The organism is Streptomyces sp. NPDC047515, assembly GCF_040643055.1.
In the GTDB taxonomy this organism is placed as follows: Bacteria; Actinomycetota; Actinomycetes; order Streptomycetales; family Streptomycetaceae; genus Streptomyces.
Window position 1 is genome coordinate 1 of sequence record NZ_JBEYTM010000051.1, and the last position, 22,558, is coordinate 22,558.

6 protein-coding genes and 1 pseudogene are annotated in these 22,558 nt (G+C 69.2%); all 7 read right to left on the reverse strand.

Annotated features, from left to right (window positions below; translation table 11 throughout):
* Window positions 1-18,082: pseudogene (locus tag ABZ826_RS30710) on the reverse strand (hypothetical protein); the annotation flags it as partial.
* A 167-nt stretch (window positions 18,083-18,249) separates the two neighbouring features.
* Entirely contained in the window at window positions 18,250-18,588 is a 339-nt protein-coding gene (locus ABZ826_RS30715) for a hypothetical protein (RefSeq protein WP_361455443.1), read from the reverse strand.
* A complete protein-coding gene (locus ABZ826_RS30720) occupies window positions 18,581-19,027 on the reverse strand; it encodes a YbaB/EbfC family nucleoid-associated protein (protein WP_361455446.1) in 447 nt (148 codons plus the stop codon). The genes ABZ826_RS30715 and ABZ826_RS30720 overlap by 8 nt, the downstream gene beginning before the upstream one ends.
* A gap of 88 nt (window positions 19,028-19,115) precedes the next feature.
* On the reverse strand, window positions 19,116-21,005 hold the full coding sequence (locus tag ABZ826_RS30725; protein ID WP_361455449.1) for a hypothetical protein: 1,890 nt from the start codon (window positions 21,003-21,005) through the stop codon (window positions 19,116-19,118).
* 141 nt (window positions 21,006-21,146) lie between these two features.
* Window positions 21,147-21,581 carry a hypothetical protein gene (locus ABZ826_RS30730; protein WP_361455452.1) on the reverse strand — a complete coding sequence of 145 codons (435 nt, stop codon included), beginning with the start codon at window positions 21,579-21,581 and terminating at the stop codon, window positions 21,147-21,149.
* Between the two features lie 39 nt (window positions 21,582-21,620).
* Entirely contained in the window at window positions 21,621-21,905 is a 285-nt protein-coding gene (locus ABZ826_RS30735) for a hypothetical protein (RefSeq protein ID WP_361455455.1), read from the reverse strand.
* Between the two features lie 112 nt (window positions 21,906-22,017).
* Window positions 22,018-22,377: a hypothetical protein gene (locus ABZ826_RS30740; RefSeq protein WP_361455458.1), complete on the reverse strand. Its 360-nt coding sequence runs from the start codon at window positions 22,375-22,377 to the stop codon at window positions 22,018-22,020.
* Between the last annotated feature and the right edge of the window lie 181 nt (window positions 22,378-22,558).

Below are 22,558 nucleotides of genomic sequence, written 5' to 3' on the forward strand. Positions count from 1 at the left end.
CCCCCGCCAACCCGCTCAGCACCTGCTCGACATCCGCGTCCCCTGCCGACCGCACGTGCTGGGACGGAACCGACGAGGAGCCACCCGCCTCTGCCCCGGACACCTGACCCGACTCGCTGGACAGACCGGTCCCATCGATGGGCCCGGACCCGCGTGACAGCCCCGGCTCCTGCGAGCCGATCGCCGCATCGACACCGGAACGCGGCCAACCGACAGACTCCTGCGGCGCGTTCTGCACCAGGTCACGCAAACGGTTCGCGACCCGCTCGACCACACGGTCACGCCCCAGCGCCCCCGCACCGTTGAGCGGCCGGAACACATCGGCCAGCACACTCTGCCCGGCCAGCAGGTCCAACCAGGCCAGCCGGCGCAGCTCATCCAGCCGGACCGGAAAACGCTTCAGCACCCGGTACAGGTCCTTGACATTCCTGAGCTCCAGGACGACCGCGGCCTCCTCCAGCGCGTCGACCGACGGCACCTCCCCCATCCCATCCACCACACTCAGCAGGTTCTCCATCTGCCGAACGCCCAGCCGCTGCCGCAACGCCTCCAGGGCCACGATCTCGTGGGCACTGAACCCCTCGACCCGCGCCCCCTCAACCCCCCACGCACGAACCGCCCAGTCCCGCACACCCGCCGAAGCAGGAACACGAACGGGCCCCGGATAAGCCGGCGGCGGACCACTCAGCTCCGACCCCAACAGCGACTCTGACTCCGGCTCCAGCAGCGGTGCAGACTGCACCGACGCATGGGACGGGAGCTGCCCGGCCTCGGCATCATGTTCCGAGAAGTCAGGCAGCACGTCCAGCCCGTCCAGCGCGGCCCGTACACGAGGCGCGCTGTCCATGTACGTCCCAGAGTCATCAGGGGCACCCTGACGCTCCGCATACGCCAGCGCCCACTCACGCACCACCGGCCCCAACGGCCGGGCCGCGAGCTCATAACTCAACCAGCGCCGTACGGTGCGTCGGTCCTGGCGATCCACCCATTCAAGGCGCTCCGGCTGCGCGGTCTCGTTCACCTCCGCGAGGAGGTGCAATTGGAGGTCTTGGAGTGCGCGCGGGTCGCTGCGCAGCCCGGGCAGCTCCGCCATCTCCGCGAAGAGGCGGTTCATCACCCCGGCCCACACGGGCTCGCCGCTCAGCGCCACCAGGTCGAACCGGTAGACGTTCCTCAGGAACTCATTGAGAGGCAGGTAACGAGCCGAACCAAGACCCGGATCGGACGCAGTCTGCGAACCCGAAGCCTCCTGACCCTGCCCGGTGGCGAAGAGCTCCGGGCAGGCCTTGATCAGGCGGGCGAAAGCCGCCCAGTCCTCAGCGGTACGCAGCCCGAGCACATCGAACTGCGACCTCATGAACTCAACCCAGCGCTCCGGCACCTCCCATCCCGCGTTGTCCTGCAGACCCGCCCTCCAGCGCTCCCCATACAGCGTGGCAATGTCCTGCGGGAACAACAGCGCCAGGTGTGAGTCCTGCAGGAACGACAGCTCACCCGAGGCATCCCGCAGCCGCTGCGCGGCCGCCTCCAGCGTCGGCCCCCTGAGCTCGTCGGACATCAGGGCCTCAGCCCGCGCCTGGTGCTCCCCGAACGCCTCACCCGCCTCATCGACTGCCCGGCTCCGTTCGGTCAGCCACTCCCCGACCAGCAGACGGGCGTCCGGCGCACCGGTCCGCAGCCCCTTCAAATCAAACTGGCGTGCCAGCACGTAACGCCGGAAATCGACAAGGTCCTGCGCGCGCAGCTGCACCCCGGATCCCGCGAACCATCCGTGGTCCTCCGGGGCGAATCCCGCCTCCATCAGCTCCGACAGCTCGCCTGACACCGTGACCAGATGCTCCAGCGACACATTCATCCGTCGCGCCAGCTCGAAGACCTGGTTGGGGCCAAGGTCCAAGGCCTCGGTCAGGCCAACGACCTCTTCGGGGAAGCGCCCCAGCTCCTGAACGTGCGTCACCAGCGTCGCGGCCTGCTCCGCATCAAGCTCCCAGTGGTGCGCCCACCCCATCACTCCGGTGACGTCCACACCCTCCGGCAACGAGCGCTCGACGAAGACCCGCGCCACTTCGAGGTCAACGCCGAGGAGGTCAGCGTTCTCCCAGACCACCGCAGCGTCGACGGACGAGCCCGACGCAGATCCCGATCCCGATCCCGAGCCCGATCCCGAGCCCGACGCGGAGCCCGAGCCCGATCCCGAGCCCGACGCAGAGCCCGAGCCCGAGCCCGAATTCAGGAACCGATCGGCGCCACCCGATGTGCGGGCCAGCCGCTGGGTCTCCGTGCCGATCCAATGCTCACCGTTGTCCCGGGCTTCCCGCGACAGCTGCGCGGCCAGCCGTTCGGCGGCATCGCGTCCGGAAGTCAGCATCGCCCGGCCCACCGCGTCCGCGGCCTGGGCTTGGAGTTCCCGGCGGCGGACGGACTCACCGTCCGTACCTATGACCGGCGGCCACCGCAGCACACCGGAACCCAGCTGCAGCGTCTGCGACTGCTGCTGCAGCCGGTCGACCAGACGGTCCAGCGGGGACCGCTGCAGCGTCTGCGACTGCTGCAGCCGGTCGACCAGACGGTCCAGCGGGGACCGCTCCAGATCCAGGCTCTCCGGGTGGGACAGTGCCTCTTTTTGTGCGGCAATGTGTTTGTCGAACGAGGACACGGACTCGTCCGTCGGCGTCGACGGGGTCGAGTCCACCGACGGCTCTGGCTGAGGGCTCAGACCGGCGAGCACGAGCGCGACTTCGTCCTCTGCCCCCGGCTGCTCGGTACGGGTCTCCTCCGACTGCTCGGCGTCGGCCTCCTGCTCCTTCCCCTGCCGCTGCTCCTGCTGCTGGGTGTGGACGTCCTGCTCCCCGCCCTCGGCGCGGCCGGTGCGGGCGCGAGCGTCGATGCCGCCGTCGTCGCCGTTGTAGTGGAGGCGTCCGTCGTACTGGAAGATCACGGACGTCTGCGACGGCGGTCCGATGATGGGCTCGTCGAATGTGGCGGCCGACGGACGCTTGACGAAGATCTGCACGCCGAACGCCTCGGCCAGCAGGTGCGGGAGCACGTCGCCGTACCCGTCGGCGAACCGCTCCGCCCAATGCTCTGCCGTCTCGCGCAGGGTGGCGAACTCCTGGGGGGTCCACCGGGAGGTGTGGGACCAGGAGTGGTCCACCACAGACCCCAGGATGTCGTGGTCCACGTTCGCGAGCCGTTCCGCCAGGCTCGTGCCACCGGCGAGCGGGAACTCCGCCTCCGCCACGGCACGCGCCGTGAGCAGCGCGTCCTCGGACTGCGGGTTCGGCCTCAGTCCCTTGGCACGCCAACTGAGCCACGACTCGCGCAGAGCCACGAGCTCCTCGGTGGTGATGCGTCCGTGGAGCACCTGGAGCAGATCGTCCCTGTCGGGCGCCTGATCCGGGTCGACCGTCCTGGTGCGGTACGTCCGGACGCGCTCCAGGAACGCCTGCGGCACTCCCTCCACACGGTCGCCGAGGAATTCCAGCACGTGCCGGTGCGCAAGGCCGACCGCCTCGCGGAACACCGCGCCGTTGGGGTCGCGCTGTCCCAGTGCGAGGTTCCTCACGGTGCTGCGCAGCGCGTGAGAGTCGCTCAACAGGTGGGTCACCGGGTCGTCGTCAGGCAGGCCGAGCTGCTGTCGTACGTGCTCGGGCGCGCCGACGATCAGGGAGGAGATCTGACACCAGCCGTCCCGGGGAACCTCGATCTCCTCGCCCTGCCGGGGCCGCGGGAACATGAGCGGCTGCTGCGGCTCCTGCTGCGGCGGACGCTCTTGCTGCGGCGTCCGCTGCGGCAGAGGCTCTTCCTGCCGCAGCCGGAGCTGATGTTCCTGCTCCCGCTGCTGGTCCTGCTGTGGCCGGCTTTCCCCTTCCTGCTTCGCCGGCTGGTCCTGCGTGGACGACAGGTCACCCTCGGAGGGCGACATACCGGAGGAAAGAGAACTGGACGGGGATGCGGCGGACGACGGCTCGGACTCGTTGCCCACGGCCGTACCCCGCCGCGGGATCAGTGCCTTGACCGTCTGATCCTCGACCACCACCGTGACCTTCGGCGTGCCCGGCACACGCGGCCCGTCGGGGCCGCCCGGGTGGAAGATCTCCACGCCGACCCCGGGGCGTACGACGTGCACCTCGACGCCGTACGCCCGGGCGAAGAGCGTCGGTACGAGATACAGGTCGTCGTAGTCGTGCTCGGCCGGGTCGTCGCCGGGCAGCCGCAGCTTGTCCGGCTGTTCCAGCCGGCGGGCGAGCAGCTCGACGCGGATCTCGTGCGACATCGGGACGTTGGAGTGCAGCACGCCGTCCTGCCGGAACTCGGCCCGGTGCTCCTCCTCCATCCGGTCGGCGAGCCCGGACGCCACCAGGTCCTCCGTCGTGAAGACGTCCCGGCCCGGCTCCGGTTGCAGCCAGGTGTTCCCGGCCTCGACGCTGGAGTGCAACCACGACGCAGCGTTGGCACCGTCCTCACGCAGCCGCGCGGCCAGCGCCTGACGAAGCTGCGGCGCGACATCGGCGGGCAGGCCCACGTGCGGGAGCACCGCCAACGGCGCGCCGGCGCTCCTGAGGTCGAGCAGGCCGGCGTTCAGGGCGAGTGGCAGGCCCTCGCCCTTGGTGTTCTCGGGAGTGATGGTGTCGTGCGGATCCAGCACGTCGTACACGGTTCCGTCGACGTCCGTGTACGTCGCGGGCCCGTTGCCGGTGTCCTCGCCGGCCTCGAACTGCACGGGCCGGTCGAGGATGTCGAGGTACTCCAGGGCGCGGCGCTCGGCCTCGCCCCGGTTCTTGGTCAGCGGCGGTTCGGGGAACGCGGACGGCTTGAGGCCCTGCGCGAACTCCAGCGCGGCCTGCTCGACGGCGGCGGTCCGCCTGAGGTCCTCGATATCGGCCGCGGCCTCCCGCACGAGGAGTTCCTCCAGGTGCGGGAGGGCCTGCGGGCCGTCGGAGTTCTCCTGCGCGGCGGCGAGCCGCTGCTGGGCCTCCCGCAGCCTGGCCTGCGCGTCGTTCCTGCGGCGGGGCAGGTCGTCCGTGGTCCGCACCGGCGCGCCACTGTGCAGCCGCGCCACTTCGTCCGCCAGCAGTTCGGCCTGCTTCTGCGCCTCCTCGAACTGCGGGTGCCGCCGCGCCCGGGCGGCGGCTTCCTTCGCCGCGTGCTCCTTCTGGGCCACGGCGGCGTCGATGCGATCCGCCGCGGTCGCGGCCTCTGCGCGGGCGCGCCGCAGGTACGCGAGCTCCGCGCGGCGCAGGGCGATGAGGTCCTGGATCTCCTGGGCGTCCCGGCCGTCCTGGTGCTTGTTCGCGTCCTGCGCGGTGAGCAGTTCCTGCTTCTTCTCCCGCAGCGCCTCGTCCAGCGCCCGGATCTTGAGCTGCTCGCGCAGCGCGGCATGACGCGGCGGTACGGCGCCGCCCAGCCAGATGCCGCCGTCCGACTCGGCCCGCGACACCAGTCCCGTGACGCGGTCGTCCTGGTACGGCAGCGGTACCGGGTCACGGTCGGCGCCCGCGAGGAACTCGTCCACCGAGGCGTCCGGATCGGCCAGGGGACGCCGCAGGGCGGGCTTGTTCTCGTCCCCGTCGGCCTTCTTTTCCCCGTCCGGCTCGTAGGGCGTCGGCTTGGTGGATTCGTCGCGCTCGTCAGGGGCCTGCTGGTACCAGTCCAGTTGCTCCTGGGCACTGGTCTTGGCCTCGCGCAGCTCCTCCAGGAGCCGCCGGTGCTCGGCGAGCAGGCCGACCCGCTCGATCTCCTGCTCGATCAGCCGTCGTTCCGCACTCCGGTAGCTCTCGGCGAGCTGCTCCGGCGTACGGTGCGGGCCGGATTCATCGTCACCGGACGTGCGGCGCGCCCGATCGGCCTCGCGGATGATCTCGTACAGCTCTTCGTAGCGGCGTTCGACCCGGATCGCGGCGGCCTCGTGCTCCTTCCCCGTCTCGCCGATCTTCTTGCGCAGGTCCTTGACGTGGTCGTAGGCCTCGGTGACCGCCTGCGGCAGGGTGGTGTCGTCGAGCAGACCGTGTGCGCGGGCCACGCTCTCGGGAATCCCCACCAGCACGCCATCCGGCGAGCTGAACTGGGCCGTGGTCGAGCCCTTGGCCGTGGAATGCATCTGCTCCTGCGGACCCTGGTCGCTCGCCTTGCCCCCGCCCCTCGAGAGGAGCCCCGCCGCATGGCGCAGCGCGTCCGTGCCGGTCTTCAGCCAGTGCTTGGTGACCTGGGCTTCGACGCGCCAGTCCAGCGGAACGCGGAACAGGGCCAGCCGTTCCGGGTCACCGGAAACGGCCTGGCTGGCCGAATGGGCGGCTGCGCTCTGCGCGTTTGCGGCGTCGCCGCTCTGCGCGAGCGCCATGGTGCCGCGGTTGGTCATATTGCCAATGGAGGGCGTGACGGAGTACGTGGGGTAGGCGCCACCGGTGTATCCGGCGCTGACGTTGGAGCCTTCGGACTGCTGAACCGTGTTCGTGACGCGCTTTTCCTTGGTCAGCGACACATCGTCCAGCAGGCCGAGAAGTTGTGCGCGGTCCAAGCCGGCCCGCGCGTACACGGTGACCGCGCCGGACATGGCCCCGAGGGCGGAGTCGTCATGGATCGGCGGCTGCTGGTACCCGTGCTCGCTCAGCGCCTGTTCCAGCGTCTCGCGCACCACACGGGAGGTGTTCTGCTGGGAGAGCTGCTGGGCCGCCGGGGTTCCGGGGCGGGTGAGGGAGCTGCCGCCGACGGCAGTGCCGGCGGTTGTGGTGGCCGTGCTGTCGAGCGTGTTCGCCGTGGTGTCGGCGTCGTCCCCGTCCGACGGCAGCATGGCCGCTGTCGTCGTCTCCTCTGCCGCGTGATCGAGCGCCTTGGTGACGTGGTTCTTCAGCTCCTTCGCTCCGGCCACGTCGAAGAAGACCACGTTCGGGTCGCAGAGCGCCGCGGTGACGGCGTGGCGTTGTTCCCGCCAGGTGTCCAGCGGTTCGAACTCCGCGGGCGGCTGGGGCACGGCCGTCTCTGCAGGCGCGGAGACGGAATCGGAGGTGGGCTGCTCGCTTCGTCCCTCCTGGGTGTCCCTGCCGCTCTGCCCCGACGTCAGCAGCACCTCCGGATGCAGTTGGGTCAACGTGCCGACGTCTTCCCGTACCTGCACGACCTGCCCGTTGGGCCGGATGTAGGTCAGCTCCAGCTGGTACGGCACGCCGAAGTCCGCGAAGAGCCCGGACACCGACAGCTCGTGTGAGGTGGTGATCGTCTCGAACACGGTCAGGTTCCGGCTCGTGGTGGCGGTCGTCGTCACGGTGATCGGCACGCCCACACCGACGGTCCCGGACGGCGGCTTGCCGTCCGCGGCGTTGGCGTGGGTCATGACGGTCTGCGCGGTGTTCACGCCGAAGGTTCGGGTGCTGCTCTCGGTGACGGAACGCTGCTGGGTCACGGTGACCGAGCGTTCCTCGTCGACCGAGACGTTCCCTCGCATCCCCCGGTACTGGCCGTTGCCGGGTACGAGCCGCACCCGCACCTCGCCCGAGGAGCTGAACCAGCCCTTCCCGTTGTGGTTCAGCGGCAGGCCCTCGCGCAGCAGTTGATAGTGCAGCCCGCTGTTCAGGGCGTCCGGGGTCATGAGGATGTGCAGTTGCGTGCTCAGCGCGCCGAGGTCCTGGATGCTGGTGTCCGGCAGCACGCCGTCCGACAGGGCACGCAACTGCTGGGCGAACACGCGCAGCGCGGGCTCGACGTCGAGCATCCCCTGCACGGAGAGGAAGGAGGACAGTCCCTGGGGCGGCAGCCACGGGCCGGGGGCGGACAGTTCCTCCAGTCCGTTGGTCACCAGGTTCAGGCGGCGCGCGTCGGTCCAGTCCAGGATCATCTCCTGGCCGCCCTTCACCGTGACCCCACCGTGTGCGGTGTGCTCCGGGGCGAGCCACCGCAGCGACCTGGCGTGGCCCGTGACGAGGTAGGTGATCTCGTCGAACGTGGTCCTGACCTTGCGCCCCGTGCGGCCTTGCGTGACCGAGGCGCCGAGGGAGAGGGACTGCGACGGGCTTTCGCTGCGGCTGCGGTTCATCAGTGACCACAGCGCGCCCCACCCTTGGGACACCTGGATCTGCCCGGGCTCCCCCGCGTGGAGGGCAGTGCCAATGGTCAGCTCTGCCTGCAGGGCACGGGTGCGGATGGTGGACGTACCGCTGCCGATGCTCAGCGTGCTGGGCAGGCGGTGCTTGACGGTCAGCCCCTCGTCGACGATGTCGACGACTTTCAGGCCACGCGGCCGTACCTCGAAGAGGAGCGCCGCTTCGTGGCGGAACGCGCGGTCGCGGAAGAACAGCATGTCCACGGCGCGGCCGCCCTGTGCCGCGGCGTCGAACTGCGATTCCAGCTGACCGGTGGCGAACAGCAGATCGATGTGCTGGTACTCCTGCGTGCCGCGGGTGGCCAGGGCGGTCGCCAGGCCCTTGGACAGCCGCCCGAGCACGTCTCGTGAGAGGTCCGCGACATGGAATCCGTGTCCGACCCGCGCCTGGGCGTGGAAGACGTCCTGCCAGTCCTGGTGGAACCGCTGCCTGGTCAGCGCCTGAGCTTCCGCGGGGGACAACAGCGCCTCCGCGTGTCCCGGGGGCACCCAGAGCGCGTCGGTGGCGGACCCGGACGTCTGCTGTGCGGCGTCGTCCGGCGTGGGGACGACATCGGGTACGCGGTGCGGCAGCCGCACGTTCGACGGCATCAGGGCGTCGGGATGCCATACGTACACCCGGCCCTCGATGACGAGCCTGCCGTCCGGCCCGTCGCCCAGGTTGACCTTGCGCGACTTCTGGCCGAAGGCGTTGCCGGTGAGCAGGCGTACCCACTTCCTGGGCACCACATGGTGGGACGCCTCGACCGTGAACCGGGCGTCATAGGAGTAGACGTGGGTACGCGGGCCGGCTGCCAGGGCATGCTCACTGCCCGTCGCCACACCGGTCTCGGTCTTCCGCGTGTGCGTTGTGCCGAGCGCGCCGGTGACGCCGCCCATGACCACGTTGGGGGCGACGACCCGATTGATGCCGGCCTGGGCCCCGAGGCTCGCCTGCCAGCCTTGCTGCACTTCGGTGCCGGTGGCGACGTCGCGGCCGCCGGACAGCCCGCCGCCGGTCGCGGTGTTCTTGCGCAGCCCCTCGTACCTTCGGTCGGAGAGTTCCAGGCGGGTGATGACCGGGACCTCGCCACGGCGGAACCCGAGCGTGCGGCTGAGCACCACGGTCGTACCGGTGGCCTGCTCGACGACCGTGTCACCGTGCACCCGGCCGGAGCCGGCGGCCCGGCCCCGGCCGGAGCCGGTGATGAGCTTGGTGAACTGGGTCTCCAGCCGGGTGGAGGACTGGTGGACCTCCAGGCGCTTCCTGTTTCGCAGGATCCGGCGCTCAGAGGCGACGGGGGTGGGTTGCCGCGGCGGCGACGCCTCGAATCCGGCCGCCCGCTGCATGCGGTACACGGCCTTGCTGACGGAGTACGCCACGTTGTGCCGCACCTGGCGGAACCTCGAAGCCCTGGCGTCGACCATGGCTTTCACGGCGAAGTCGGGGTGGTTGGTCAGCGCCTCGACAGTGTTGTCAAAGATCTGGTGGGGCACCGGCCGGGCATCGCCCGACCGGCTGACGGCGAGCGGCAATCCGGCCAACTCGTCAGCGAACCGGACCTGGAGAGCGGTCGGCGACGTCGGCAGCGACAACGCCCCGGTCGGCTGCTCCTGCGGCTCTGGCGACGGCGAGTCCGAGGCTCGGGAGAACTCGCCCGTTTCCGTCATCGTCCGCCGGATGCTCAGCCTTGGCCTGACGTAGCCCTTCCCACGGCTCAGCACCGTATTGCGCGCAGACGTGCTGGACGTACGGCGCTCCGCGCCGCCGGAGGCACGGTGACGGAACACCTGCAATGCCCGCTGGGACAAGCTCCGGGGCACCCGTGGCTTGGGCGTGCCGCTGGTGACCACGGCCGAGGCGTAGCTCACGTTGTGCAGCGCCGTGATCACCGGGACGTCGCCGAGCAGTTCGCGCGGCACGTGCGGCTCGACGAACTCCGGCGTCAACGCCTGCCCGCCACCCACCTGCCGCGCGCCCGGCGCGGCGAAGGCGTCCTGCTGGCTCAGCTTGTACCCCGGGTCCCAGCCGGCCCACTGTCGCGCGTCGTCGCGGGGAACGCGCAGCGACACCTCCGCGGAGAATTCCTGATTCAGCGCCGCCTGTGTGTCCTTGAGTTCGTTCGGCGGCTCGAACCCGGCGAGCCGATAGCCCGGCCGGAACTCGACCTGGATCTTCAGCGGCACGTCGTACAGCCCCTGGGGAGCCTTGTTCGACAGGCCGTACTGCGCCTGGCCCGTGTCAGTGACCGCGGTGGAGTCGGTGCGTCCGGTACTGATCTGGGCGGTGCCGCCGAGCTGCCCGCGGACGACAAAGTTCGCTGCGGGGCCGCCGGAGACGGCGAGCGAGATCTGCTTGTTCAGCGCCCTGCTGCGGTCCAAGCCGATCGCGGTGTTCTTCTGGACCTTGATCTCGCTGTCGTGGATCGTCCGGATCAGGGTCGCGGGGCTGCTGTGATCGATCGTGACGCGGTAGACGAACGAGCCGATGATGTTGTTGTGCGCGTCCAGTACGTCCTCCACGCGGACCGAGCCGCGCATGGTGGACACCAGACGTTCCTGCATGGCGTGGTGGGAGAAGAAGTGCGTGATCTGGTCGAGCGCCGGCATGTCCGGCGTGAGCCCGCCGTGTTCACCGGCCACCCTCAGCGCCCAGGTCATCAGATCGCGGGGCAGCGCGAGGCGGTCGGTGGTCACCAGGTCCGGGTACTCGCCCCGCGGCATGGTGAACGTCTTCGGGAGCCCGGAGGGGACCGGCGACTCCCTCTGCGTCATTCCGTCGGGGACCCGCCACTGGAAACCGCCGCGCACGGCGAACTGCACCGTCTCGCCCGGCCCGCCGGACACCAGCCGACCGTGCTCGTCCAGCCGGTAGGTCCGCACGTCGTAGAGGACGTCGTTGACGTACGTGTGGGAGTCGCCGGAGGCGGAGACGCTGCGGGTCTCCTGTGACGTGTAGGAGTGGGTGGTGGTGTGGGTGGCCTGGTTCCAGCTGCCGGAAGCCGAGGCGCTGAACACGCCGCTCACTCCGGAGCCTGGCGCAAAGCCCGAACTCACGCCGAGCTGCCCGTTCGAGGACTCGACGAACGTTATGGCGCTCCTCTCGCCGCTGCGCTGGCTCTGCTTGACCTTGAGCGAGTCCTCGTAGCGGGAGTACGGGCCGAAGTTGAGGGCCCGGAGCGCGGCCACCTGCACCGTGCCGTCCGCGCCCTTGAAGCCGAGGTACTCGCCGTCGCCCAGCGCCGAGCCGCCCCCGCCGGCGGCGCGGGGCGACTGCGCGAGCAGCGCGTCCGGGCGGTCGGTCATCAGGTTCACGATCGCGTCGTACAGGCGTCCATGGTCGGAAGGGTGGACCTTCAGACCGTTGGCAATGACGCGGGCGGCGTGGTCATGCCCGCGCAGGGTCACGTGCGTGCCGCCGGTGGCCTTCGCGTGGCGCTCCAGGGTGCTGCCGTCGTCGAAGGTGTCCTTCGCGCCGTGCTGGTACGTGGTCTCGAAGCTGTCCGGCGCGTGGTCCAGCAGGACGGGCCGGTCGGTGTCGAGATGGCTGATATCCAGCGTCAGCTTGTCGTCGGCCACCGACTCCGGCGGCGCGCCGTCCTCCCCGCGGTCGGCGAGCGCGACATCGCGCTGAAGCGTGTGCAGATAGGCGAGGCTGCGGTCGACGGCCGCCTTCTCCCATGCCCTGCGGTCGCCGACCGGCTCGCCCAGCTGCTCCGTTTCGAAGGAGTGCTCCTGCCATTCGCGTTCGACGACGTACTCCAGCCACTGCCGCTGCTCCTCAGCAGTGAGCGGGCGCGGCTTGCTCGGCGCGGCTGACTGGGGCGTGGCGGAGACGTCCTTGGAGGTACCCTCGGGGGTTTGCGTGGCGGAGTCGTTGGCGCCGGTGGGCTCGGTGGTGGTGGCGGCCGTCGGTTCCTTCGCGGGCAGCGTCGGGTACCAACTGCCGGCCATCGGTTGCGGGTCGGGGCGGCCGTGCGCCCGCCACAGACGGGTGCGCTCGCTCTCCAGCGCCTGGACCGCGCGCAGGATGCGCCGGATCCGGCTGATCGACGCGCTCTGGAACTGCCCGTCGGCGTAGCGGACCGTCACCTCGGGGGCCCGGACATCGCCCGCGCTCTCGTGGCTGCCGTCCTTGTGGACCACGGTCAGCCGGAGGTCCAGGGCCTCGGCCGCCGCCTTGGCGGCCAGCGTGGCCATAGCGCCGTCCCAGTCCGTACCGGAACGCAGGGCCGCACGGACCAGGGCCCGTCGCTGCTCGGCGTCGAGCGCCTGCGGGGTCCTGCCCTGCTCCTCGAACCGGCTGCGGGCCTGTTCATCGAGCTTGATGCCCGCCGCAGTCAACTCCGCATCGATCACCGCCCTTTCGGGGAGCGTGACGGTGTCCAGGAGAGCGTCGGACGCGGCATCGGCGATGGTGTCGTGCAGCGTCGGCACCTTGCCGTCGTTTCGGGCCGCGGGCACCTTCAGCCACTGCTTGGGCACGGACTCCAGCGCCTGGCCAAGCGCCTGGTGGAAGCCCGCGCTTCCGTTCCCGGTGCTCTCGCCGAGCGCGTGGGACTCGCCGTCCGGGCCGGTCAGCGACGTGCCGTCACCACGGAGGACGTACTGCTGCCGGGTGCTGCGAAGCGTCTGCTGCTGCGCGGACTGCCCGTCCCGTGCGGCGTGTTCGCCCCCGGTCCGCTGTTCCCGTACGGCTGTGGTGCGCTCGTGCCCCGCCCCGTCGGCGAACGTGACCGAATTGGACACCCGTTGACGGTCCGAACCCGGCGGGGGGATCTCCTCGTCGGGGTGCAGCTCGCGCGATCGGGCCTCATGCTGCGGATCCCCTTGGGGGCCGGAGTTGTCGGTCTCCCGCCGCAGGGCCGCCAGTCGCTGGCCCAACTCATCCACGACGCCGTCGTCGTGCACAGTCTCGGAGGTGTCGTCGTGGAGGTCCGAGGAGACGCCCCCCTCATGGTCCTCCGGCGGCTCGTGCGGGGACTCCGGGCCCGTCGGCATCGCATCCGTGTCGTTGCCGTCGGGGGTCATTGCCCCGGCCTGCTCCGCCGAAGACGACTCGGTGTCGAACCGGCCGCCGTGCTCCTGCTCATGCCGCAGCCAGCGCTCGGCGTCGGTGCCCTCGGGCCCCCACAGGTCCCGGTACGTCCGGAACCACTCCTCACGCGTATGCGACCCGATGCGGGTCAGGTCGTCCTTGCTCACCCCTCGTCCGGCCGCGGCGTCGCGGAAGCCGTCTGCCCACTTGCCCAGCCCGTTCGTGGCGCCGAGCTCGAAATTCAGGTGCAGCGGCAGCTCCTCGCTGAGCTGCGCCCGGCGGACGCTCCACTGCTCGACCAGTGGGTCGAGAGCCGACGCGGGCTCTTCCGATACGGCCTCTTCCGACGCGGTACCGTCCGACGCGGGCTCTTCCGATACGGCCTCTTCCGACGCGGTACCGTCCGACGCGGGCTCTTCCGACGCGGGCTTCTCCGGTACGGCCTCCTCCGACGCGGGCTTCTCCGGTACGGCCTCCTCCGACGCGGTACCGTCCGACACGACGCCGTCCACTGCGGCACCGGCAGAATCGTCCCCCTGCGCGGGACGCTTGTCGAACAGCTCGTCGAACAGGGTCGTGGCCCGCTCGGCGTGCTCCTGCACGAACCGGTCGCGCGCATCCTGCGGCGCGAACTCCGCCTTGTGAGCGGCCAGTTGTTCGTACGCTTCCGCCTTGGCCGCGTTCTCCACCGCCGCACGGGCCACCGCGATGGCGACCTTGCGCTGCACCGCCTCGGAGCCGGTGTACTCCTCAATGATGCGTTCGACCTCGGCCGTGTTCCGGTTCTCGCCGCGCGCCCATTCGTCCAGCCTGCGGTGTATCTCGCTGCCGAGCGAGAAAGCCGCGGTGCGCTGCGCGGGCATGGTGGCCTCGCGCGCGTTCAGTTCGTCCCCCGCTTGGAGTCCGAACTTCTCCCTGAAGGCCGTGCCGAGGCCGTCCAGCGCCTGCTTCCAGGCACCGTTCGCCGCCTCCTTCACGGCGTCGACGGCCTCGCGTGCTGCGCCTTCCTTCGCCATATGGAGCTCGACGTGGCCGGGCAGCTCGCGCTCTCGGGTGCTGTGGCGCTCCTCCCACTGGCGCCCGGCCTCGGACGGATCGCCGTGCCGCCGCGCGGCGCTGCCGGGCTCGCCGAAGATCTCCCGGTAGTCCCGGTCGAACCCCTCCAGCCACTGACGCCGCAGCCGCGCCCGGCCGCCGACGGACAGCCGGGATTCCTGGTCGTCCCTCAGGACCAGCGCGCCGTCGTGCTCGGTCCGGTCGCCGCGCGAACCGTAGCTGCCGATGGAAAGCTGGTCGGCGGTGGCCTCGAAGTGGTGCAGCGCCTGCTCGCGGCGCGTGGTGTCCAGGACCGTATGGTCGAAGATCTCGTGCAGCTCGGGCAGCGTCGTACGCAGCGCGACCACCAGGTCGCGGGCCTGCGCGTCGGCCTGCCGGGCCCCCGGGTCGGCGGAACCGAGTGCGCCGTCCGTACGCGCTCGCCCGAACACCTCGTGCAGGCCGAAGATCTCGGCGTCCACGGTCAGGGCTGTCGCGTCGATCAGGCGCTGCGGCCCGCCCCGCAATGCGTCGGGGTGGGCGTGCAGGAGGTCTTCCAAGGAGGCGCGTGCCCGGCGGTCGAACGCGTGCTGGGCCTGCTCCAACGCCTGCTGGGCACGGGTGGGCGGTTGCTGGCGCGATCCGCTTTCCCGCATCCCGTCCCCGTCGGCACGGTCCGAGCGCCCGCCCAAGGGCTCGGGCTGGGTCTCGTCCAGCCAGGCGCGCCGTTCCGGGCTCAGGCTGCCCTTCCAGCGCTCGAAGGCCGCGCCGACCCAGCGGTCGACCTGTTCCAGAGCGTTTTCGATGACCCACTGCCGGTCCAGGAACTCGTCCATCCCCTCACGGGTGCCGAGCCGGTCCGATCCGTTGAAGTCCTCCACACTGCGCTTGACCTGGGTGTGCGCCGCCTCATGCAGCCGGGAGGCGACCCGGTTGTGCAGGCCGCCGCCGTCGTCCAGGAGCCGGTGCTGGGCCCAGTTGCTCAGGGCCCGCGCCTCCTCCTCGCTGGGGCCGTTGTTCTCGGCCCAGTCGAGCACGTCGTGCACCTCGTCCTCGGACCGCGTCCGGGCTTCGTCCGTCAGGCGACGCTCGCCCCACTGGTCGAAGTGCTCCTCGAAGCCCCGCTGCCGGTCCGCGTCGCGCTGCGCCTCGGCGAGTTCGGCGTCCCGCTCGTTCGCCATACGGGCCTGCTCACCGTGCCACTGGGCAGCCTTCGCCTCGTCCGCACCGGCCGACGGCGGGGGCGGCGCGAAGTACTGTTCCGCATCCGGCGACACGGCGAACAGCGGGGTCAGGTCCTGGTGCAGGTCGTGGAGGAAAGTTTCGGCCTCGCTACGGATGCCCGCCTCGTCGATCTGTGGCTCGGGCAGCGAGTCGTTCGTGTCGCCGGCCTCCGCGGCCAGCCGTGCGCGTTCGGTGGCGCGGGCGTCCAACACCTGCTGCTGGACCCACTCCTGGCGCTCGCGCTGGGTCATCGGGCGCAGCGGTACGTCGTCGTTGTGGTGTGCCGAGTGCTCCTGGTCGGCGGTCTGCTCACCGCGGCCCTGCCCGCCGCCGTCCGTGGACCGCTCGTCCCGTGCCCGCACCATACGCTCGACCAGCTCGGACGGGGAGGGGGGCGCCGGGTCGGCGTCGCGTGCGGTGAGGCTCTGGGAATCGTGCGGTGCAGAGTCGCCGTTGCCGTCCGGGGACACCCCTTCGAAACCGTGCTCGACCGAATCAGTGCCGACCGGGGAAGCGTCCTCGGAACCGTGCGGTACGGGGTCGCTGCCTACCGGGGAGGGGTCGTCGGAGCTGCTGACCGTGACCGTCTGGTCGGGCCGCGGGGCAGGCGGCGGGACGTCCTGCGACGTCACCGGCGCTTCCCCGGTATGGGTGACGGTCTCCATGTCGCCGGATGTGGTGGTCACGGCCTCGGCCGGCGTCTGGGCAGGCGGGTTGCCGCTTTCCGTGAGGTGCTCTGGCTTCTTCGCGTTGTTGCCGCCGGCGGAGTCCGGCGTCGCCCGCTGCTGCACGCTCTCCGTGACGATCTTCGTCGGCGCGGGCGGCGGGGCCACCGGCCCCTTGGCGGACGAGGTGGCGCCGGTCGTCGCCGTGTCCCGCTGAGCGGGCACACTGCCAGCGGTGGCGGATGGTGTCTGGACATGGGTCCCAGCCCCGGACCCCGTCCCGGCCGCGGGCCCCGTCGCCGTGTCCGTAGCGCTCGTCGTCTGCACGACCGGCGTCGTCGGGGTGGTGGGCGACTCTGAGGTCGACCCCACCGCCGTAGGCTTGTCCGACAGCAGGCTCGCGGAATTGTTCGTGGTGGTGTCGACCGGGGGCGGGGTCTTGAAGTTCTTCAGGGCCGAGGTGACGCTGTCGACCGCCGGGGTGACGAGGTACTTCTGCGCCGCGGGCATGGCGAACTCGCCCAGGCCGCGGCCGGCCGCGCCCATGGCCATGCCGCCCGCGAATGCCTGCAGGTCGAACTCGAACGGCTTCCCCTCGTAAATCGTCGTGACGACGCCGGCGGAGAGGGTGTTGTTGACGCCATCCAGCACGACGCCGGTACCGAACTGAGACAGCTGGTAGCCCAGGCTGCCCCCCAGGTGATCGCGCAGCGCGGCGTTCAGCACGTCGGGGACGTCGTGCGCGAACAGCTTCACGCCCTGCGCGCCAAGCTGGCTCTCGTACTTACTGACGATGGGCTCCAGGGCCTCCTTCACCCCGATGCGCTCGATGTCGCCGGCCGACCACTTCGCAACGACGGCGCCGGCCCACTCCTTGCCGAACTGGGACGCCTCCCCCTTGGCCAGCGTCTCTCCCAGGTGCTTCTCGAACAGTTGGCCCGTCTTCTCGGTGAAGGCGTGCGCGATGCTGCCCTTGCCTGCGCCCTGGCCGAAGCCCTCGAGGAACTGTGCCTGCGTATTGCTCAGCAGGGAGCCGAAGTCCTTGGCGAACGCCTCCTGCTGACCGCGAGTCAGGAACGACAGCGGACTGGAGCTCTCAGTGGCGATTCCCTTCCCCGCCCCTGCGCCAACGTCCTTGCCCACGCCTGCGCCGAGATCTTTCCCCAAGCCCGTGCCAAGGTCCTTCCCCAAGCCCGTGCCAAGGTCCTTCCCCAAGCCCGTGCCAAGGTCCTTCCCCAAGCCCGCGCCGAGATCCTTCCCCAAGCCCGTGCCAAGATCCTTCGCCAGGACCCGACCCGCGTCCCCGGTGAACAGCTTGGTGAGGTCCGCGGTGACGGCTCCCTTGACCGCAAAGCCGAGGCGGTTGCCGATCCACTTGCCGAAGCCGAGGCCGATCAGGTCGAAGGGAGCAGCGATGGCGCCTCCGATGGCACCTGCCACCGTGGCCTGGCTCAGCAGCTTGGTGTCGATCTCGCTGCGGTGCCCCTGGTCGATCTGGACCTTCTGGACGATCGCGTCCATTGCCGCGCCCACGCCCGCGCCGATGGCGGTTTGCATCGCGATGGATCTGAGGAGCGCGATGAGGAGGTTCTTGATGAATTCGCGGACCAGCGCGTATTCGAAGCTCATGCCGAACATGGCGGCCGGGCCGAAGAAAAAGCCGAGGAATGCGGTGATGGCCAGCTGGGCGATGAGGGCCACGGCCTGGGCGATGATCGACCACTTGGTGTGCTCGACATCTGTGGCGGTATTGTTCGCATTCTCGGCCAATTTGTCCGCCTGGGCCGCCCCCGCGCTCAGAAAGGACTCGTCGCCCGAGCAGATCGTGTTCACCCGCCAGAGGAACGCATCGGCCGCCTCTCCGCTGAATTGCTCACTGATCTGCCGGGCCACCAGGATGAACTGCTCCTGGAGCTCCTCGAATTCACGCGCCGCCTTGCCGTAGTGGGCCGCGGCCTCCCGCAGTTCGTCCTCATTCGCCTGGGGCCACTTCATGCCCAAGTTCTTGAGGACGTTGATCACGTCCTGGCTGGGCATGAGGGCCATAGCTGGTCCCTTCCTTACTGTGCGGCACGGCAGGCTTGAAATGAACGGAGGAGAACCACTGAATAGCGGAAAGAAGGGGCGACGAATGCCAAAGAACGGGTGAATGAGTACTCATTCACCCGGAACGGACTACTTCACCCCTAGGCGGGATGTTCTCGATCCACCACTTATTCCTTCTCTTTCCCTCGCATCTCGCCCCAATCGGCCGCGATCTTCTTGGCGTCCTCCTCGGTCACCTGGAAGAGCTTCACCACGTCCTGGCCGCTGTCGCCGGTGGAGGCCGTGACGTCCTTCAGTAGCTTGACGATGTCGTTCAAGGTCTGCGTACCGATCTTCGCCACACCGTTGTACTGCTCGGCGACCTCGTCGTCGTGGCCGCCGGCGGTCAGATTCAGTTTGTTGATGACCTCGAAGTCCCCACTGAGCTGCCCGATCACATCGGCGATCTGCGGATACTCGCCGAACAGCCGCTTGAGGTCGTCCGTCGTCTTGATCTCGTCAGTCATCGCCCTCGTCCTCACCCGCGGTGCGCCGACCGTGGCCCGCGCCCGGCCCGCCCTGCGGCCACATCTTCTGCCGCACCTCATTCATCATCCGGTGCTGATCGGTGCCGCCGATCAGCGAGCCCCGCAGCTCCTCGCCGAAACCCGCCATCGGGGCGACGGCCGCGTTGACCTTCTCGGCGGCCTCCGCCCTGGCCCGTTCGAGCAGTTCCACCAGCGCCCGGCCCAGCTCCGCGGGGGCCTTGGAGCGGTAGGTGTCGTCGTGGAACTTGATCTCGCGCACATTGGCCTGGGTGCCCATGACGACCGTTATCGAGCGGTCCTTGGAGGTGACCTTCACGGTCTCCTTCGCGAGACGCTGCTGGGTCTCCAGCAGCCGGTTACTGTGCTCGGCGAGCCGTCCCATGATCTCGTCGAGCTGCTCCTGGTATCCGGAGCTCATCGAGCGCCGCCTCCTTCATCTACGTTGCCCGCACCCTTGTCGGTACTCTCACGCCTGCCACCGCTCGCGTAGGGAGCCGCCCGTACGCTCATCGGCCGATCACTCCCGGGGCCGTCCCCTCGTCGGTGCCCCAAACCCCTTCGTCCTCGTCCAGCCAGGTCTGCCGCTGCCTGTCACCGCCGCCGCCCCCCTGGGCACCGCCCATACCTCCGCCGGACATGGGCGGAACCATCGGTGTACCGCTGGCGTTGGTGCGCCCCATCACGGGAGCCTCTCCCGGCGGCAGCGACCCGCCCGCCTTCAGGGACCGCGCGCTCATGCCGGTCTGCGTCGGTACGAGTTCGCCGTTGCTGTTCCTGGCCATGTTGCGGAGGGCGTTGCGCTCGCCGAACGCGCCGCCACCGATCTCCGTCGGTCCGCTGGACGTGGAAATCTTCTTCGGCATGGAGGGCGCGAACCCGCCGCCCCCTGCCCCGCCGCCGACCTTGCTGGCCGACGGCAACTTGAAGTCGCTGGGGAGCTTCTGCGACAGCCGGTTGGGGGGGTGCGTGCCGCCGGTCGGTTCGGTCAACGGGCCGAGGCGGGCGCCGCGCGGCACGCTGAGCAGCTTGCCGTTGGGACCCTTGAGCAGCTTGCCGTCCGGGCCGGTCACGGTGCCGTTCGAATTGATCTTCGCACCCTGCGGGACGATGATCGGCATGCTGTCGGGGCCGGTGAGCGTCTCGCCGTTCGGGCCGACGATCTTCTTCGAGCTGTCCAGAGGCCCCTGTGACTGGTGAGCGCTGGGCGGGCCGGCGACCATCGCCTTCTTGAGGCTGCCGCCTCCAGACTCGCCGCTGATCGGCCCGAGACGGGGCACAGGTCCCGCGCCCTCGCCGCCGTTCCCGGACGTCCCGTCGCCCAGCTCGCCACCGTCCTTCTGCAGCAGGGACTGCTTGAGGTCGTTGATGTCGGGCGACTGGTCCTGCTTCAATCCGGGCGGCGTCTTGATTTCTGTCTGCCCGGTCCCCGGCGGAAGCTTCGGGCTTGGCGGGGTGGGCATCCGCAGATGGAACTGTGTCAGGGACTGTGGAATCGCGCTCGTCGCGCTGCTGTACGCGCCTTCCAGGAACCCCATCTCCAGACTGGCCGGCTTGTCCAGGTTTTCCGAGACGTTGTTTTGCCACATCTCCTTGGCCCTCTGCTGGACCAGGTCCCAGAATTCCTGCGTTTTCGGATCACCGTGGGCCGTGTTGACCACGGGATACAAGTCAGCATCCTGTCCAATTTCAGCGCCTTGCAAGTACTCCATTACGGCGTCGTGCGTGGCGTTGACCGGAGCGGCCATCCTGTCGTTGAGCCAATTCGTATGGATCCCGCGCAGGGCGTCCAGCGAAGTCTTCAGTTGGAAGCGGACGTGGTCGATGTCAGCGGTGAAGTCCCGCGGGTTGATCATTTCCAGCCGCAGCCGTTCCAGCGCGTTGCTCACGCCCTTGAGGGTCGCCCGGAAGACCCCCGCCGCGCTTCCCTGCCAGTTGGAATCCGGGACATCGATCCCTTTGGCCCAGCGATCGATCTCCTCCATCGCCGCCTGGATCCGCCACTCCATCCCGCGGGCCATGTTGGAGGCGGCGTCGAAACTCCCCAGACTGGTGGTGTCATTCCCTTTGACAGTGCCGGCGACGGGGACGAGGATCTGCTCTACCTCATGAATGAATCGATGCAGCGCTCCCCCTACCGCATCGACCACGCCATAGTCCATGTTGACGCCGACGACATATTGGTAGGTCGTACGGAAGGCGGGCCCAGCGCTCCACTGGTAATTGAACGACCACCAGACGTCGTACATGGAGCCGAAGTCTGCTTCGGGGGAAGCGTCCTTATGGATCCCGAACCGGCTGAACCAGTTGGTCGACAGGACCTCGGAGCTCTCCGTCACCTTCTGACCGCTGCCGGCGAAGGTCTTGAGCACATTGCTCCAAGTCCAGTCCGTACCCATCCCTGTGGCCTCTCCTTGTCCACTGCCGTCGTTCTTCCGGGCGTGCTCCGGCCCATCCCACAGCCGACGGGCGGCCGTCCGGAGGGTCCACGAGGTGCGGCGGCCGGCCACCCGCCGGCGGCCTGGCGTTCAGCGCGTTACCTACGGCTTGGTCGTCGACGGAGAACCGCCGCTCAACCCGTTCAGAATGTCTGTCAGGTCCTGCATCATTTCCGAAGCCGTCAACTCGGCTTCCTGCTCGCCCTTGTCCAGGATCTGATTGACGCTCAGCAGGTCACTCGAGAGATCACCCATGGTCTTGGAGAATGCGTCGATCTGCTGCTTCAGGCTCGTGCACAACCCGTGGTATTTCTTCTGCAGGGCTTCCGCAGGGGCCCAGCTTTTGCCGCCGGCCAGGATTTTGCCGTACCCCCCGGGACCAATGGGTCCGTCGGCAAATCCTGAAAGATTGCGGTAGTCATCGTTATCCCACAGTTCCTTGAGGAATGTGTTGATGACGTTCCGGGCAAAGTTCTCGAGGTATCCCTCGGTCACCTTGAGCTTGCCAGTACCGGATTCGTTGTCGTTGCCACTCATGCGGTGACTCCCGTGTCAGCGTCCGACGACCGATCCTCCTCAGAACCCCCTGGCGCCCTGGAGGTCGTGGTGGAGCAGGCGCTCGACCATCTCGTTGAGGGCTGCGACCCCCTGCTTGTGGGAGGTGTTCATCTCCGCGATGGTGGTGTTGACCGTCGTCTGAACCTCCTGCCACGCCGAGCTGGACGCACCCTTGAAGCTCCCGGCGATCGGCCGCAGTTGCTGGACCATGTCATCCAGCGCCTGCATCATCTGGGAATTCGCCTGGTTCAGGTTGTCCACGTCGTGGCGCGTGTCATTGATCAGCATGTCGATATCGGCCATGTCGGCTCCTTGGTGTCTGCGTCGGCCTGCGCTTGTCCGCGCGTTTCGTCGATCGGAAGGGGGAAGCGTATGGCCCGTCCGGGCGGGGAGGCGAGCCGCCCGGACGGGCCGGTCAGGAGGCGGAGGAACCGCCGGCGAGCGTGCTTTGGATCCCGTCGAGGTCCGTGCCCTGCCAGTTGCTCGCGTGCTGGATCGCCTCGTCCTCACCGACGTTCAGCTGCTGGTTGGCCGACTGGAGGCTCGCGTGCAGGTCGTTGACCTTCCGCGAGACCCTGTTGTAGGCGTCGATCCAGCCCCGCATCCGGTCCTGGAAGACGCGGCTGGACTGCGCCTTGTAGTGCCCGTCGACGTCCCGGAGGATGCCCTCCACGGTGTGCTCCGCGGTGCGCATCTTCTCCATCTGGCCCTCGAGGATCACCAGCGCATTGCGGATATCCTGATCCTGTTTACTGAGGGCGTGGCCACCGGACATGGAATTTCCTCTCGACGAAGGCTGACAGACCTCGTTGGAAGCGGCGCTGCCACTTTGCGTCTGTCACCTGGGAGCCGTGTCAAAACGGAGGGGGATCGTGCCGCGCACGAATATCGGGCCTGAGCGGTGGGAGTTCGCGGACCAGGACGTGTGAGACCTGATCGGGAACCGGTTCCGAGGG